Source organism: Hymenobacter segetis, assembly GCF_054776495.1.
In genome coordinates, this window is sequence record NZ_BAAHBV010000001.1 from 135,332 (window position 1) to 149,673 (window position 14,342).

The 14,342-nt window shown below is 60.5% G+C and carries 14 protein-coding genes; 6 read left to right on the forward strand and 8 right to left on the reverse strand.

Translation table 11 applies throughout. The annotated features are described in order from the left end of the window. Nucleotides 1-163 precede the first annotated feature (163 nt). A complete protein-coding gene (locus ACYU70_RS00655; protein WP_342296324.1) occupies nucleotides 164-838 on the forward strand; it encodes a carbonic anhydrase family protein in 675 nt (224 codons plus the stop codon). A 78-nt stretch (nucleotides 839-916) separates the two neighbouring features. Here ACYU70_RS00655 and ACYU70_RS00660 read toward each other — a convergent pair whose 3' ends face one another. Next, complete coding sequence (locus tag ACYU70_RS00660; protein WP_342296266.1) at nucleotides 917-2,827, reverse strand: ABC-F family ATP-binding cassette domain-containing protein; 1,911 nt, start codon at nucleotides 2,825-2,827, stop codon at nucleotides 917-919. Nucleotides 2,828-3,011: 184 nt separating this feature from the next. Continuing rightward, nucleotides 3,012-5,714 carry an AsmA family protein gene (locus ACYU70_RS00665; RefSeq protein WP_342296265.1) on the reverse strand — a complete coding sequence of 901 codons (2,703 nt, stop codon included), beginning with the start codon at nucleotides 5,712-5,714 and terminating at the stop codon, nucleotides 3,012-3,014. A gap of 156 nt (nucleotides 5,715-5,870) precedes the next feature. Here ACYU70_RS00665 and ACYU70_RS00670 point away from each other — a divergent pair, with 156 nt between their 5' ends. Together ACYU70_RS00670 and ACYU70_RS00675 are read left to right on the forward strand one after the other, a co-directional pair. Then, a complete protein-coding gene (locus ACYU70_RS00670) occupies nucleotides 5,871-6,428 on the forward strand; it encodes a DUF1572 family protein (RefSeq protein ID WP_342296264.1) in 558 nt (185 codons plus the stop codon). A gap of 47 nt (nucleotides 6,429-6,475) precedes the next feature. Further along, nucleotides 6,476-7,099, forward strand: coding sequence for a 2'-5' RNA ligase family protein (locus ACYU70_RS00675; protein WP_342296263.1), 624 nt, complete (start codon nucleotides 6,476-6,478; stop codon nucleotides 7,097-7,099). A 147-nt stretch (nucleotides 7,100-7,246) separates the two neighbouring features. Here ACYU70_RS00675 and ACYU70_RS00680 read toward each other — a convergent pair whose 3' ends face one another. The 4 genes from ACYU70_RS00680 to ACYU70_RS00695 form a co-directional block, all read right to left on the reverse strand. Further along, nucleotides 7,247-7,879 carry a DNA-3-methyladenine glycosylase family protein gene (locus ACYU70_RS00680; RefSeq protein WP_342296262.1) on the reverse strand — a complete coding sequence of 211 codons (633 nt, stop codon included), beginning with the start codon at nucleotides 7,877-7,879 and terminating at the stop codon, nucleotides 7,247-7,249. Further along, on the reverse strand, nucleotides 7,880-8,572 hold the full coding sequence (locus ACYU70_RS00685; protein ID WP_342296261.1) for a metallophosphoesterase family protein: 693 nt from the start codon (nucleotides 8,570-8,572) through the stop codon (nucleotides 7,880-7,882). 49 nt (nucleotides 8,573-8,621) lie between these two features. Next, entirely contained in the window at nucleotides 8,622-9,902 is a 1,281-nt protein-coding gene (locus ACYU70_RS00690; protein ID WP_342296260.1) for a cation:proton antiporter, read from the reverse strand. Nucleotides 9,903-10,052: 150 nt separating this feature from the next. Continuing rightward, complete coding sequence (locus ACYU70_RS00695) at nucleotides 10,053-11,096, reverse strand: threonine aldolase family protein (RefSeq protein ID WP_342296259.1); 1,044 nt, start codon at nucleotides 11,094-11,096, stop codon at nucleotides 10,053-10,055. Between the two features lie 262 nt (nucleotides 11,097-11,358). Here ACYU70_RS00695 and ACYU70_RS00700 point away from each other — a divergent pair, with 262 nt between their 5' ends. Beyond that, nucleotides 11,359-11,664, forward strand: coding sequence for a hypothetical protein (locus ACYU70_RS00700; RefSeq protein ID WP_342296258.1), 306 nt, complete (start codon nucleotides 11,359-11,361; stop codon nucleotides 11,662-11,664). A 344-nt stretch (nucleotides 11,665-12,008) separates the two neighbouring features. Here ACYU70_RS00700 and ACYU70_RS00705 read toward each other — a convergent pair whose 3' ends face one another. Further along, complete coding sequence (locus ACYU70_RS00705; RefSeq protein WP_342296257.1) at nucleotides 12,009-12,512, reverse strand: metallophosphoesterase family protein; 504 nt, start codon at nucleotides 12,510-12,512, stop codon at nucleotides 12,009-12,011. Between the two features lie 139 nt (nucleotides 12,513-12,651). Between ACYU70_RS00705 and ACYU70_RS00710 the strand changes: the two genes are divergently transcribed. Then, complete coding sequence (locus ACYU70_RS00710) at nucleotides 12,652-13,359, forward strand: NUDIX hydrolase (protein WP_342296256.1); 708 nt, start codon at nucleotides 12,652-12,654, stop codon at nucleotides 13,357-13,359. A gap of 47 nt (nucleotides 13,360-13,406) precedes the next feature. Next, on the forward strand, nucleotides 13,407-13,865 hold the full coding sequence (locus tag ACYU70_RS00715) for a hypothetical protein (RefSeq protein WP_342296255.1): 459 nt from the start codon (nucleotides 13,407-13,409) through the stop codon (nucleotides 13,863-13,865). A gap of 8 nt (nucleotides 13,866-13,873) precedes the next feature. Here ACYU70_RS00715 and coaD read toward each other — a convergent pair whose 3' ends face one another. After that, entirely contained in the window at nucleotides 13,874-14,341 is a 468-nt protein-coding gene (gene coaD / locus ACYU70_RS00720; RefSeq protein WP_342296254.1) for a pantetheine-phosphate adenylyltransferase, read from the reverse strand. Between the last annotated feature and the right edge of the window lies 1 nt (nucleotide 14,342).

The following is a 14,342-nucleotide window of genomic DNA, read 5'->3' on the forward strand; positions in this document are numbered from 1 at the left end:
AACCATTATCTCGACCGGTAAACCTGATTTGGGCAACTTTTGTAACGGCTTCGCTGCTTTATTTTACATTGCCAACGAAGCGGCCGCAATGCCTGGAGCAGCTCAGTCGGTCGTTCTGACGAGCTGCTTTATCGTTCTTCCATCCAAAAAAATAACTACCAAAATGAGGGTGCACACGCAAGAAACCCAAGCCAGCTTAACGCCAACGACTGCGCTTCAGATTTTAAGAGAAGGCAATAGCCGATTCGTCAATAACCTCAAGGCCAACCGCGACTTGCTGGAGCAGGCCGGATACACGGCCGATGGGCAATTTCCGTTTGCCGTTATCTTAAGCTGCATCGATAGCCGGACTTCGGCCGAACTGATTTTTGACCAGGGACTGGGAGATATTTTCAGCGTGCGAATAGCCGGAAACATCATCAACGAAGATATTTTGGGCAGCATGGAGTTCGCCTGCAAGGTGGCTGGCTCAAAAATAATTGTGGTGCTGGGCCACACGAAATGCGGCGCGGTAAAAGGTGCCTGCGACCACGTGGAAATGGGCAACCTAACGGCCTTGCTCAATAAAATTCAGCCGGCAGTATTTGATGAGAAAACCGAGTTGGAAAACAGAACATCCAACAATGCAGCTTTTGTAGAAAAAGTAGCTTTGATAAACGTGAAAAGAACAGTGCGGGGAATTATGGAGCGCAGCCCGATACTAAAAGAAATGATTGAGAAGGGAGAGGTCGGAATCGTTGGCGGTATGCACGACATTGCCACGGGCCGAGTGGCCTTCCTGCAGGACGAAGCAGGGACGCAACCCGATATTCACATCAGCCAGAGTTTGCCTGGTTAAAGCAATTGCCTGAAATAAAAAAGCCTCTCCGAAGCATGGTGCTTCAGGAGAGGCTTTTCGTTTAATTGCCCCTTAAAATTATACTTCCGCCAGCATTTCCCAACGGTCATTCAATTGCGCCAATTCCTTTTTCACCTGCTCAAATTTCATCGTCGCATCTTTCAATTGCGATGAATTCTCGTAAATTTTCGGGTCGGCGAGCTGCTTTTCGTAGCCGGCCAATTCTTTTTCCAGCGTGTCGATTTTAGCTTCTACTTCGGCCAGTTCTTTCAGCGCTTTTTTCTGGTCGGGCGAGGAAGTTTTGGCCGGGGAGGCGTCGGCTTTTTTCTCTTCCTTAGGCTGGGGCTTGGGGGCTGAGGGGCTGGGCAGGCCGGCTTTCTTGGCGGCCTTTTCGCGGTCCTCCATCCAGGTTTCGTACTCGTTGTAGGTGCCGGGGTATTCCTTCAGTTGGAAATCCTCGATGTACCAGATTTTGGTGGCCACGTTTTCCACGAAGAAACGGTCGTGGCTAATCACGATGAACGTGCCCTGGTACTGCTCCAGCGCCTGAATCAGGATGTTTACCGACACCATGTCCAGGTGGTTGGTCGGTTCGTCAAGCAGCAGGAAGTTGGCTTCCGAAATCAAGGTTTTGGCCAGGGCCACGCGGCTTTTCTCGCCCCCGCTTAGCACCTTGATTTTCTTGAAAACTTCCTCGCCCGTGAACAGGAACGAGCCCAGCACCGAGCGCAATTCCATGTCGTTGCGCTTAGAGCCGGCCTCGCTCATCTCCTGCAAAATCTCGTTTTCCAGCGTCAGCGACTCCAACTGGTGCTGGGCGTAGAACGACATAATTACGTTGTGGCCCAGCTGGTGCTTGCCGTTGGTGGGGGCTTCGGTGCCGGCCACGAGGCGCATGAGGGTCGATTTGCCCTTGCCGTTGGCCCCGATTAGCGCAATCTTGTCGCCCCGCTCGATGTGCACGTTCGTGTCGCGGAAAATCAGCTTCTGGTCGTACTTCTTGGTCACGTGCTCCATGCGGAGGATGTGGCGGCCGGGCTCCACCTTGAAGGTAAACTTCATGTTAATTTTGGCCGCATCTTGGGCCACGTCGTCGATGCGCTCCAGCTTGTCCAGCGCTTTCACACGGCTTTGGGCCTGCTTGGCCTTGCTGGCCTTGGCCTTGAAGCGCTCAATGAACCGCTCGGCCTGTCGAATCTGGGCCTGCTGATTCTCAAAAGCGCCTTTCTGGATAAGGTTGCGCTCTACTTTCTCTTCGAGGTAGTAGCTGTAGTTGCCGGCGTAGGGTACCAGCTTGCCGCCGATAACCTCCACCGTGGTATTGGTAGTCCGGTCGAGGAAAGCCCGGTCGTGACTCACGATGATAACCGCGCCTTCGTAGTCGGCCAGGTAGTTCTCAATCCACTTGATGGAGGGCAAGTCCAGGTGGTTGGTAGGTTCGTCAAGCAGCAGGAGGGAGGGCTGCTGAAGCAGGATTTTGGCCAGCATCACGCGCATGCGCCAGCCGCCCGAGAAGCTTTTCAGCGGCTTGGTCAGCTCTTCGGTTGTGAAGCCCAGGCCTTCGAGGATTTCCTCGGCGCGGGCCTGCATGGTGTAGCCGCCCAGCGCTTCAAACCGCTCCTGCATGGTGGCCAGCTTGTCAATCAAATCATCCGAATAATCGGTTTCGAACAACACCAGAATGTCGTCGATTTTCTTCTGCAATTCCAGCGCTTCCTCGAAGGCCTGCATGGCTACGTGCAGGATGCTCTCGTGCGTGTCGTAGCTCAGCAAATCCTGGTTGAGGAAGCCCAGGCTCACTTCCTTGCTCATCGAAATCGAGCCGCCGTCGGCCTTGTACTCGCCCACCAGCAGGCGCAACAGAGTCGATTTGCCGGTGCCGTTTAGGCCAATGAGGCCGATTTTATCCTTGGGCTTGATGTGCAGGCTGGCGTTGTCGTACAGCGCACGGGAACCGAAGTGGAAGTCGAGGTCGGAGATTGAAATCATGGGGTCGCGGGGTATTCAAGCGCAAAGGTACGGCCGATGGATGGCCTGCCGGCTAAAAAACCGTGCTGCCGGATGATGTAACCGTCGCAGGGGGGCGGAAAGTGCGATACCCATAGTGGTTTCGGGGTCATTGGATGTAGGGACGGGGGCAGGCCCTACTGGGTACGACCCCGTACCTACATCCCTACTTCGGCAGCGGGGCCTGGTCTTGGGCTTCGCTCAACTTCTGGGCGATTTTCTGGGGCACGCCCGCGTTATTGAACAACCCGCTAATCACGCCCTGCCGCCAGAGCGCGAACACCGAAAAGCGCGGCTCGCGGGTGCTTTTCATTTCGCCGGTCACTAGCTCGCCGCGCTTGCGCGGGTTCTGGTCGCGAATCACGATGACGTTGACGGCTTTCGAAATGACGCGCTTGATGAGGGTTTTCTTGACTTCCTCGTGCTTGTAGCCCAGCAGCTCCATCTGTAAGCCGGTGTATTCGGCCCACATGGTACCGGTGGAACCCTGGCGGTCCACCCGCATATCGAAGCGAATGCGCTGAGCCTGGCCGCTCTTGAATTCGACCAGCTTGGTGGGCACGGTCATGGAATTGAGCATGTTAAACGGGCCGGGTCCGAACGTGCCCCAGATGCGGTGGCGGCCCTTGGGGTCGAGCAAATAAATAGATACCTGCGCATCAAGCCGGCACTGGTTCTGGAGGTAGGTGGTGGCCTTGCCGGTGAGGGGCGTGGCGGCGGTTTGGTGCCGGCGGTCGTTGCTCAGATTGAGGAACGTGCCGTTGAAGCGGGTGATGCGCATGGTGCCAGTGAGGGGCGTGAGCGGGCTGCGATAGGTGGTATATAGGTTGCCGTTCACGAGGTCGAGGCGGGGCACGTCGACGATTACCTTGAGGTTGAGCATTTCCTCGGGAGAAATCTTGGACTTGTTCGGGTTGATGGGGCCGCGGCCATCGGAGGCGATGGTGGCGACGGGGCTTTGCACGGTGGCCCGCTTCATCCGAAAGTCGCCGTGGTTCACCAGCCCCACGAAATCGAGCCCGGCCAGCGCCAGCCGCTTCACCTTGATGGTGACGGCCGGGGCCTGGTAGCCCTTGTGCAGGTTCATGCCGATGGGAGAGAACCGGGGGCGCAGCAGCATATCGCTGAAATCCAACTGATGGGCGTCGGTGTCAAGGTGTACGTGCTGGCTGCTGGCCCGGTAAAAGGGCGGGTCGAAAGGCGCGGAGAGCCGGCCGGTGTTCAGCAGCCAGGCGCGGGCATAGGCAATGCGGCGCGGGTCAACATTAGCCGCCGAGTCGATGCGGATAGACTTACCCGTTGCGTTCAGGTCGCGCACGTGGGGCGCGTGCTTCCAGCGGCCAAAGTGCACGTTGGCGTGGTTCACGCGCACCACGGCCAGCTCGGAGCGGTGCAACTGCTTCGAGAGCAGCTTCCAGAAAGGCGGGGGCGGCTGCACGGGCGGCGTGAAGCGCAGGTTAGGCCGGTCCAGCACCAGGCTTTGGGCCTTGAAGTGTTTTTGTTGCAGCGCCTTGGCATCGAGCCCGGCCAGGGCCAGGCTGGGCAGCGTGAGGTCGACACGCACACCGCCGGGCTTGCCCTGCCCGGCCGCGGGCGGCCGAATCCGTACCGAACGCAGCGCGAATGTGCCTTTCGAGGTTGATAGATGCAGACTGCCCAGCGCCAGCGCATGCGCCGCCACGGTGGTTTGGCTGCGGCCCAGGGCCACTTCCCAGGCTTTGGCGAAGAAAATGCGCTGGGCATTGGGCGCATTCAGCGAATCGAAGTGAATGGCCGTGCCCGCCACTGCCAGGTCGTGAATGAGGGGGTTGGCCGCCGCGCCCTGCACCCGCACGTAGCCGCCCCGCACTGCCAAATGCGCCAAATCCAAGCTTTTGAGATAATCCGTGACCGATTTTGAATTCCCCGCCGAACCCGTAGTTGGCAAATTGGCCGTGAGCTGCGGCTGCTGAATCAGTAGCGAATCGGCCTGAAAGCGGTGCTGACGCTGCAAGGCCGCCGCCCGCAGTCCCGTGAGGCGCAGGCGCGGCAGCGTCAAATCGAGATGGGTTTGCCCGGCGCTCGCATTGCCCAGCGGTTGCACGCGTCCGGAATCAAGTTGAATTAGCTGGTCGGCGGTTGAAATAGTCAGCCCGGCTATGGCCAACTGGTGGCCAGCGGCCAACCCCTGTGCGTGTTGCAGCCGCAAATTCCAGCCACTGGCGTAGCCCAGGCGCTGCGAATCGGTCGCGCCGGCCGGGCTGATGAGCAGGTTTTGGGCGCTCAAATCGGCTCGGCGGAACTGGGCCGTGGGCTGGGTTTGCGCACCGCCGGGCTGGTAGCTGGCTTGAGTGTGTTGCAGGACGAAGTAGCCAATGTCCAAGCCTTTGAGCTTGAGAGGTAACTGTTCGTGTAGTGGTTTGCCAGCGTTTTTGGTGGGCTTTTGGGCTAAGGCCAGCACCTCAATCCGGGCCGAATCCAGCACCACGCTATCGATAGGTACCACACCCTTGCGCAGCAGAGCCAGCAGGCCGATGCCGGTAATATCAAGCTGGGCCACATCGAGCCGGATGCGGGGTAGCGTGTCGGCCACGGTGGGGGCGGGGCGCAGGCGCAGGCCGCTGAGCCGGATGGCGCGCTGCCACAGGCTGGTGTGCAGCGCGCCCACTTGCAGGCGGTACTGGCCGTGGGTTTGGGTGGTCACCTGTTGTTCCAGCTTGCGGCGCAGCCACGGGTCGAGCATGCGCTGAGCTATCAGGGTAAGCACTAGTAGAAGCACCGCCACGCCCAGCAGCCACCACAGCCAGCGACGGGGCCGGGGCGAAGGAACCTCCGGCGCACGGGGAGCGGCGGGCGGCGGGAGGGCGGCAGGTACTACTATTTCGGACACGGTATGGGGCGGAAAGTTGGTAACGCAAACGGCCCCGGTCAGGGTTGTGCTTTAGCGTGCTAAGTCGATGAAAAGGCGCAGTTTCCCGACCAGCGGGCTGGTTAAAAATGCCGGTCGGGTTGCCGTAGCTTCGGCCGGATTCACTACTTTTAGCCCATGCCTACCCCCTCCGCCGCCGACGCCCCGGGCGCGGCCCTGCTGGCGTCCTTCCGCCAGACGTTTCACCAGTATAAAACCCTGGCCGACCGTGCCCTGGCCCAGCTCAATAATGCCGAGTGGCTCAATCAACCCGCGCCGGGCAGCAACAGCGCCGCCGTCATCGTGCAGCACATGGCGGGCAACCTGCGCTCGCGCTTCACCGATTTCCTGACCACCGACGGCGAAAAGCCCACCCGCCAGCGCGACCAGGAATTCGAGGAGCCTCGCGACGCGGCCGGCATCCCGGCGCTGCGGCAGGAGTGGGAGGCCGCGTGGCAAGTCCTGTTCGATTTATTAGAGACGTTGCAACCCGCCGATTTGCTGCGCACCGTCACCATTCGGGGCGAGGCGCACACGGTGCTGGAGGCCGTGCAGCGCCAGGTGGCCCACTACGCCTACCATGTGGGGCAGGTGGTGCAGCTGGCCAAAATCATTCGGGGCGATGATTTTCAGTCGCTAAGCATCCCGCGCGGCCAGAGCCAGCAGTTCAATCAAGCCATGCAGGACCGCAAATAAGCCCGCCCGTGTATCTACTTGGCCGTACTCCCGTAAGCAGCATACCGATGACTCAGCCCGATTTTCTGGCCGGCTGCCCCGCCGAAAACCTTGATTGGCCCCCGCCCCATATGCTTGCCATCACCACCCTGCTCACGGCACCGCACGCCGCGCTCATCAACCGCATCATCAAGAAGCTGGAGAAAAAATTCGGCCTCGACGACGTGCAGGCCACCCCCGACCCGCACCTCACCTACCAGCTGGCCGGCGTGCACAAGCTCTCGGCCTTGAAGGAGGTGCTGGCCGACGTGGCCGCCACCACCGAGCCCTTTTCGGCCTTCACCACCGGCCTGGGCGTGTTTCCGGGCGAGCGGCCGGTCATCTACATCCCCGTGCTGCGCTCCGATGCCCTCAATGCCCTGCACCACCGCATCATCGAGGCCACCGCGCCGCTGTGCCTGCGCACCGACAAGTTCAGCGGCCCCGATTGCTGGCTGCCGCACATCTCCCTGGCCCTGCACGACACCACCGCCGACCTGCTCGGTCCGGTCCTGAGCTTCCTCAATGAAGAAACCTACAACCTGAAAATCGAGATAAACAACATCGCCATCCTGCGTCAGCAGGGCGAATTATTCCTGCAGGAAGAAACCTTCCAGCTGGGCGTCGAGCAAGCGGTGGTAAAGGAGCGGTAGGTTAATGAAGGATAATTAAGAACGGTCATGCCGAGCGCAGCGAAGCATCTTTACCGCCCAACGCAATCCAATTGATGGGATTCGTGGTGGCGGGCAAGATGCTTCGCTGCGCTCGGCATGACCGTTCTTTTTAATTATCGAATTTCCTTACGCCGTGGGCGGAATCTGGGTGCCGTTGTCGAGGCTCTGCCACAGGTATTTGCAGGCCAGGGAGCGGTAGGGCCGCCAAGGCTCGGCAATGAGAATCATGCGTTTTTGCAGGGCGCGGCCGGTTTCTTCCAGGCCGTAGTGCTTGCGCATGGCGTTCTGCACGCCCAGGTCGCCTTCGGCAAACACGTCGGGCTGGTCGAGGGCGAACATCTGGAGCATCTGGGCGGTCCAGCGGCCCACGCCTTTGATGGCGGTGAGGTGCTGGGTGAAGGCTTCTTCCGAGAGGCTGGTAAGGTGCTCGTAGTCGAGCAGGCCGCGTTCGTTGTACTCGGCAATGGCTTTGAGGTAGCCGGCTTTCTGGCGCGAGAGGCCGGCGGCTCGCAGCTCGTCCTCGCTCAGGGCCAGCACTTCGCGCGGCTCCGGGTAGCCCTCGGGCGGAAACAATGACTGAAAGCGCTTCCAGATTGCGGCGGCCGCTTTGGTCGAAATCTGCTGGCCCACGATGGCGCGCAGCAGGGCCAAGTACAGGTCTTCGTGGGGGCGCGGGGGAATGTCGCGGCCATTGGCGATGACCGTGCCCAGAATCGGGTCGGCGGCCGAAAGGTGTTCGATGGCGGCTTGGTTGAGCATTTAGCGGGGCGAAATATGGGTGAAGCGGGCCTTGTCCAACAAATCGTCGGGATTAACGGGCAGCGTAATAATGTCGAGCACGTCGCCGACGGGGGAGAGGCGCAGGCCCGTGAGGTTGCGCCCGAACACCGCGCCCGTGTCGATGTACATGGTGTGGGAATCGGGGTCGTGAATGGGTTCACCGTCCTCCATGGGGGTATGGCCCACCACTTGCAGCTGCGGAAGCCGCTGCAGCGGCCCGCGCCGCCACAGAATGCCGTCGGAGCTGTCGCGGTCCATGGCCACGGCCAGCGGAATGTCGGCCAGGCCGGCGTGGCTCACCAGCACGTGGTCGTTTTGCCACAGCAGGGGTCGTTGTTCCAGCCAGGGCAGGTGCTGGGCCAGCAGCTTGGGCTGCAGTTTATATTGCTCGGTGGTGCTGCGGCCGCCCCAGTTCAGCCAGCCTGGGTAGGGGCCCTGGGGGCTGAAATGGTGCAGCAGCGCGTCCTCGTGGTTGCCCATCAGGAAGGTGGTAGACTCGGGGTACTGCTCGTTCAGCTGGCGGGCCAGCTCCACGGTTTCGGGAATGCAGGCTCCCCGGTCCACCAAATCGCCGACCTGAATGAGGTGGTCGGTGGCAGGGTCCCAGCGTTTCAGCATCTTGCTGAAGGTGTGAAAGCAGCCGTGTACATCGCCGATGATGAATAGATTCATGGCCTTGAAAACAGTGAAAAGGGAGTGGAAAGGTCCTTCTAAATGCGTTTTAAGCGTGTTTTTCTACCTCATCGGTCTTCGGCTGCGCCACGCCCAGCCAGCGCACCAGCGGCCCGATGGTCAGGCCCTGGCCGATAATCGAAAACACCACCACCACGTAGGTGATGCCCACCAGCAGCTCGCGCGGCATGGTGGCGGGCAGGCTCAGGGCCAGCGCTACCGAGAGGCCTCCACGCAATCCCCCCCAAGTCAGCACGGTCAGGCTGTGGTCGGAAGCCCGGAACGTGGACCGGATGCGCAGTAGCCCCAGCGGCAGGGCCACCGCCGCCAGCCGTGCCACCAGCACCACCACTATGGCTGCCACCCCTGCCAGCACCGTGCGCCCGGGAATGTGCAGCACCAGCACTTCCAGCCCCATCAGCACAAACAGCAGCGCGTTCAGTACCTCATCAATCAGCTCCCAGAACTTGTCCACGTAGTCCTGCGACGCATCCGAAAGCATTCCCCCACTGCGGCTGAAATGGCCCACCAGCAGCCCGGCCATCACCATCGCCAGCGGCCCCGAAGTGTGCAGATACGTGGCCAGGGCCGTGCCGCCCGCCACCAGCGCCAGCGTGATGAGCACTTCCACCTGGTAGTTGTCGATTGTGCGCAGCAGCCAGCCCGTGCCCAGCCCCAGGGCCGTGCCCAGGGCCAGCCCGCCCACCGTTTCGCGCAGGAAAATGCCGAGGGCGTGGGGCAGTGTCACGTCGCCCGGCCCCAGCAGGGCCACTTCCAGCGTCACCACAAACAGCACCACGCCCACCCCGTCGTTGAACAGCGACTCGCCCACAATCTTCGTTTCCAATGATTTCGGGATGTTGGCTTTGGTCAGGATGCTGAGCACCGCCACGGGGTCAGTCGGCGAAATCAGCGCCCCAAACAGCAGGCAATAAATAAACGGCGTGGGCAGCCCAAACCACGGCAGCAGCAGGTACATGGCCCCGGCCACCAGGCCCGTGCTCAGCGGCGTGCCCACCAGCGCCAGCACGCTTACCGGCCAGCGCAGCCGCCCCAGCCGCCGGGTATCGACGTGAATAGCGCCCGCAAACAGCAGAAACCCCAGCATCACCTGCATCACGATGGTGCTGAAATCGAGCCGGTTCACCAGCTTCGCAAACTCCAGCACAGGCTTCACCTCAAACTGCGCCAGCCCCACCAGCCCCAGCGACGCCACCAGCCCCAGCACCATCAGCCCGATGGCAGTGGGCATTTTGAGAAAACGCAGATTGACGTAGGCAAAAGCTGCGGCGATGACGAGCAGAAGCGCAAGGGCGGTGTAGAGGTCCAAGGTAGTTGGGGAGGAATGAGAAAAATGCCGTCATGCTGAACGCAGCCGAAGCAACTCTACCGCAGCAGTAATTCAATACCGAATGCAACGAAGCAGTAGAGATGCTTCGGCTGCGCTCAGCATGACGGTATACGGGTGACGGTATCTGTCTTACGATATTCCCGCCAGCGCCGCCTCAATGCGCGCCACCATCGCATCGTCCACATCCAGATGCGTCACGAACCGAATCCACTGCGGCCCGAAGCTGCTGGCCCGAATGCCCTGCGCCTCCAGCGCAGCCAGGAATTCGGCGGCAGGCTGGGTGTCGTGCAGGCGGAAAATGACGAGGTTGGTTTCCGGGTTCAGCACCTCGGCCACGTAGGGCTGCAGGCGCAGGGTCGCGGCCAGCTGGGCGGCGCGGCGGTGGTCGTCGGCCAAGCGGTCAACGTGGTTTTCGAGCGCAAAAAGGCCGGCGGCGGCCAGGTAGCCGGCCTGCCGCCACCCGCCGCCCATCACCTTGCGGATGCGCTTGCACTTCTTAATAAAATCGGCCGAGCCCAGCAGCACCGAGCCTACCGGTGCGCCAAGTCCTTTGCTCAAACACACCGAAATCGAGTCGAACAACTGCCCATAATCCTCGCTGCGCTGCCCGGTGGCCACCAGCGCATTGAAAATGCGCGCCCCGTCCAAGTGCCGCGCCAAGCCATGCTTTTTCGCCACTTCGCTGATGGCGTTCAAATCCTCCAAAGCATAGCAGCTGCCGCCGCCCCGGTTGTGCGTGTTCTCCAAGCACACAAGGCGCGTGGTGGGGTAGTGCACGTTTTCAGGCCGGATGGCAGCCTCCACCTGCGCGGCCGTGAGGCGACCCCGCTCACCGGCCAGCAGCGCCACCGACGCGCCCGAGTGGAAGGCAATGCCGCCCACTTCCCACAAATAAACGTGGGCCGTCTGCTCGCAAATCACCTCGCTCAGCGGCTCGGTGTGCGCTTTTATGGCAATCTGGTTGGTCATCGTGCCTGAGGGGCAAAACAGGCCGGCCTCCAAGCCGAAACGGGCAGCGGCGGCTTCTTCGAGCCGGCGCACGGTGGGGTCTTCCTCATACACGTCGTCGCCCACGGGCGCGGCCCACATGGCGGCCAGCATGGCGGGGGTGGGGCGGGTCACGGTATCGGAGCGCAAATCGACCAGGGGAAGTGCAGGGTTTTCAGTTGGCATAACTTGAGATATAAGGAAGGAGCCGGAGGAAAATGATGTGGCAAAAGCCGCCCGGCAAGCTCCAGCGCCGCAAACCAGCGCTACGAAGCCCCTAGGCCGGGCCAGAGGGCCGGGGCAAAAGTAGCGCCCGAAACCCAGCGGCCGGCCCCCGTCCGAATATGCAGTAATTCAGCAAAATGCCTTCTGGGCTTGCACTTTCAAAATGAAAGCCCTACTTTTGCCCTCCGTTTCGTAAGCCCTAGACTCTAATCATTCCGGCACCATGACCGTTACCCGCCTCAAGCGCAAGCACCGCAAGAACATTGCCCGCGCCAACAACAAGCAGCACATCATCAAGGAGTTGCTCCGCACGCCCGTCCTGAAAAACGTGGACCTGGAAGAGCTGAAGTCGCGCTTCACCACCGACGCTGCCGCCGCTCCCGCTGCCAAAGCCCCCGCCAAGAAGGCCGCTAAAACCGCTGAAGTGGCTGACAACGCCGCCGCTTTCGACGCAGCTGATGCCGTGACCAAGCCGGTGAACGCCGATGGTCAGGAAGGTGAGCACCCCAAGCCTGAAATTGCTCTGTAAGTAATTTTCTGTTTGTCATTGTGCTAGGCCGAAGCAATTCGGCCGGTTTTGCTGGCAAGCCCAAAAATTCGACAAGCCCCGTTTCCTGTTTTGCAGGTCGCGGGGCTTGTTGGTTTTCTCATGGGCGGCGCGGGTATCGTCTGTCATTGCGAGTGGAGCGCAGCGGAACGCGGCAGTCCGTCCTCTCACGAGCGACTAACCCCGAGATGTGATAAAGCCATTTTTGAAACGAAAAGCCCCAATTCTACGCAGTGTCGGGGCTTTCTGGTAAAAGAAAGTGTCTGGTTTTTACAGGACGGATTGCCGCGTTCCGCTGCGCTCCACTCGCAATGACAAACGGGCCACTAGCCCGCGCGCTTACCCAGTTCCACGGCCTGCAAATCCACCACTTTGCCGGCCTCAATACCAAAGCGCAACAGCGTGCGAACCTGGTGAAAGCCATGCCGCCCGGCCGCGCCGGGGTTCAGGTGCAGCAGGTGGCGGCGCGGGTCGGGCATTACCCGCAAAATGTGCGAGTGCCCGGTGATGAACAGCCCCGGCCGCACTTGGTCGAGCAGGGGCCGTGCTGGCGGCGCGTAGTGCCCCGGGTAGCCGCCAATGTGGGTAATTAAGACCCGCAGTCCCTCAATTTCAAAGTCTTGAACCAGGGGTTGGGTGCGGCGCACGTCCGTGCCGTCGATATTGCCGTACACGCCCCGAAAGCGCGGCACTAAGGCCTGCAATTCGTCCACCACACGGGCATCGCCGAAATCGCCGGCGTGCCATATTTCGTCGCAATCGCGCAAATGATGCGCAATTCGCTCGTCGAAGTAGCCGTGGGTGTCGGAAAGCAGGCCAATACGTGTCATGCCGCAAAGATGGGGGCGGCCGGCAAATCAGCCCATTCCCGTATCTTGCAGCCGCTGCCACCGACCAGCCTCTTAATTTTTTTTCCTGACGTCGGCGGCCTGCTTTTGCCCGACGTCTTCCCTCAATTCGCTTCTTCCGATGAACATTTTCATCAACGACATTCCGCTGGTTATCAAGAAACTCAGCGAAAAAGTGTACAAGCACAAGTTTGACCTCATTCTCAGCCCCGACGATGATTTTACGTCGAAGGACTTGGTGGGCGACGTGCTGGTGCGCGACGCGGGCCCGCTGTTCATCGACCGTCTGCTGCGCCTGATGGAGGTGAAGAAGCTGAAAAAGCTGAAATCGCTGACCATGCTGGTCAAAAAGAAAAAATTCATCACCCTGCATTTCAAAGACCAGTTCAAAATCGCCAAAGCCGGCGGCGGACTTGTGGTGAAAGGCGACCAGGTGCTCATGATTTATCGTCTCGGCAAGTGGGACCTGCCCAAGGGCAAGCTCAAGAGCGACGAGGACCAGGCTGCGGGCGCCCTGCGCGAAGTGGAGGAGGAAACAAACATCAAGCTGGAGCTCGGCGAGGAATTGCCCAGCACTTGGCACAGCTACGCCTACAAAGGCAATAAAATGCTGAAAAAAACCAGCTGGTACCTCATGAAGTGCCTCGATGACAGCCTGATGAAGCCCCAGACCGAGGAGTATATCGAGGAAGTGCGCTGGATGTCGCCGCAGGAGGCGCTGGCCAAGTTGGAAGATTCCTACGCCTCCATTGCGCTGGTGGTGCGCCACTACCTGAGCGAAATGGCCGGCAAACCCAAGGCCACCAAAGAACCGGCGAGCGGGAAATAACCGTACATTGCCGGGTGATGCAACGGTTTCAGCTACTTATACTTGGTGTGCTTCTGGTTGGGGTGGGGGCCTGTTCGGGTGCCCACGAGCCCAACCATGACCGCGCCGCGCCCTCAGCAGCCGCGCCGGCCCTGAAACTGCCGCAGCTGAACGTGTCGGCCCTGCTGCCCCTGTCCATCGATGCGATAAGCCAGCAACTGGGGCCGCGCCTGCCGGTGCCGGATTCCTTCGTGGACCCCACGCGGGTGCCCTCCATCCATTCCGACGAGCGACCGGATTCGACTGTGCTATTCCAAAGCCGCGGCCTGACGATGGTGGTGGCCTACGATGCCCGCACGCGCCGGGTGAATGAGCTGCTGCTGATGGGCAGCAACGAAAACGAGCTGATGACCCGAAGCGGCCTGCAACTCAATTCGCCGGATTATTTGGTGCTGCCGTTCTTTCAGCGCCAGCGCCCCACGCAGCTCATGGGTTTGCGGGTGCTGGCACTGGCACTCAGCCAGTAGCCACCCCGCTATTGCGCCAGAGGCGGCAGCGCATAAGGCAGAAACGCATCGACATTGCCCCCAAAACGATGGATGTCGCGGATAATGGTGCTGCTGATGGCCCCGAGGGTGGGAGAGGTGAGTAGAAACACTGTTTCCAGACCGGTATTTATATGCTGATTGCCGTAGGCAATGGGCTTTTCGTATTCAAAATCAGGACTGTTACGTAGGCCGCGCAACAGGAAGCCGGCGCCTTTTTCGCGGGCAAATTCCGCCGTGAGACCTTTAAAAGTTTGCACCGAAACTCGGGGCTCATCCTCAAATAACCCGGCAATCAGGCCTTGCATCTGCTCCACGGGCAGGTAGCGCTGCTTGCTGCTGTTGGTGCCGATGGCAATGATGACGTGGTCGAACAGTGCCAGCCCGCGCTGCACAATGTCGAGATGGCCATTGGTGAACGGGTCGAAGGAACCGGGGAAAAGGGCGGTGCGGGGCATG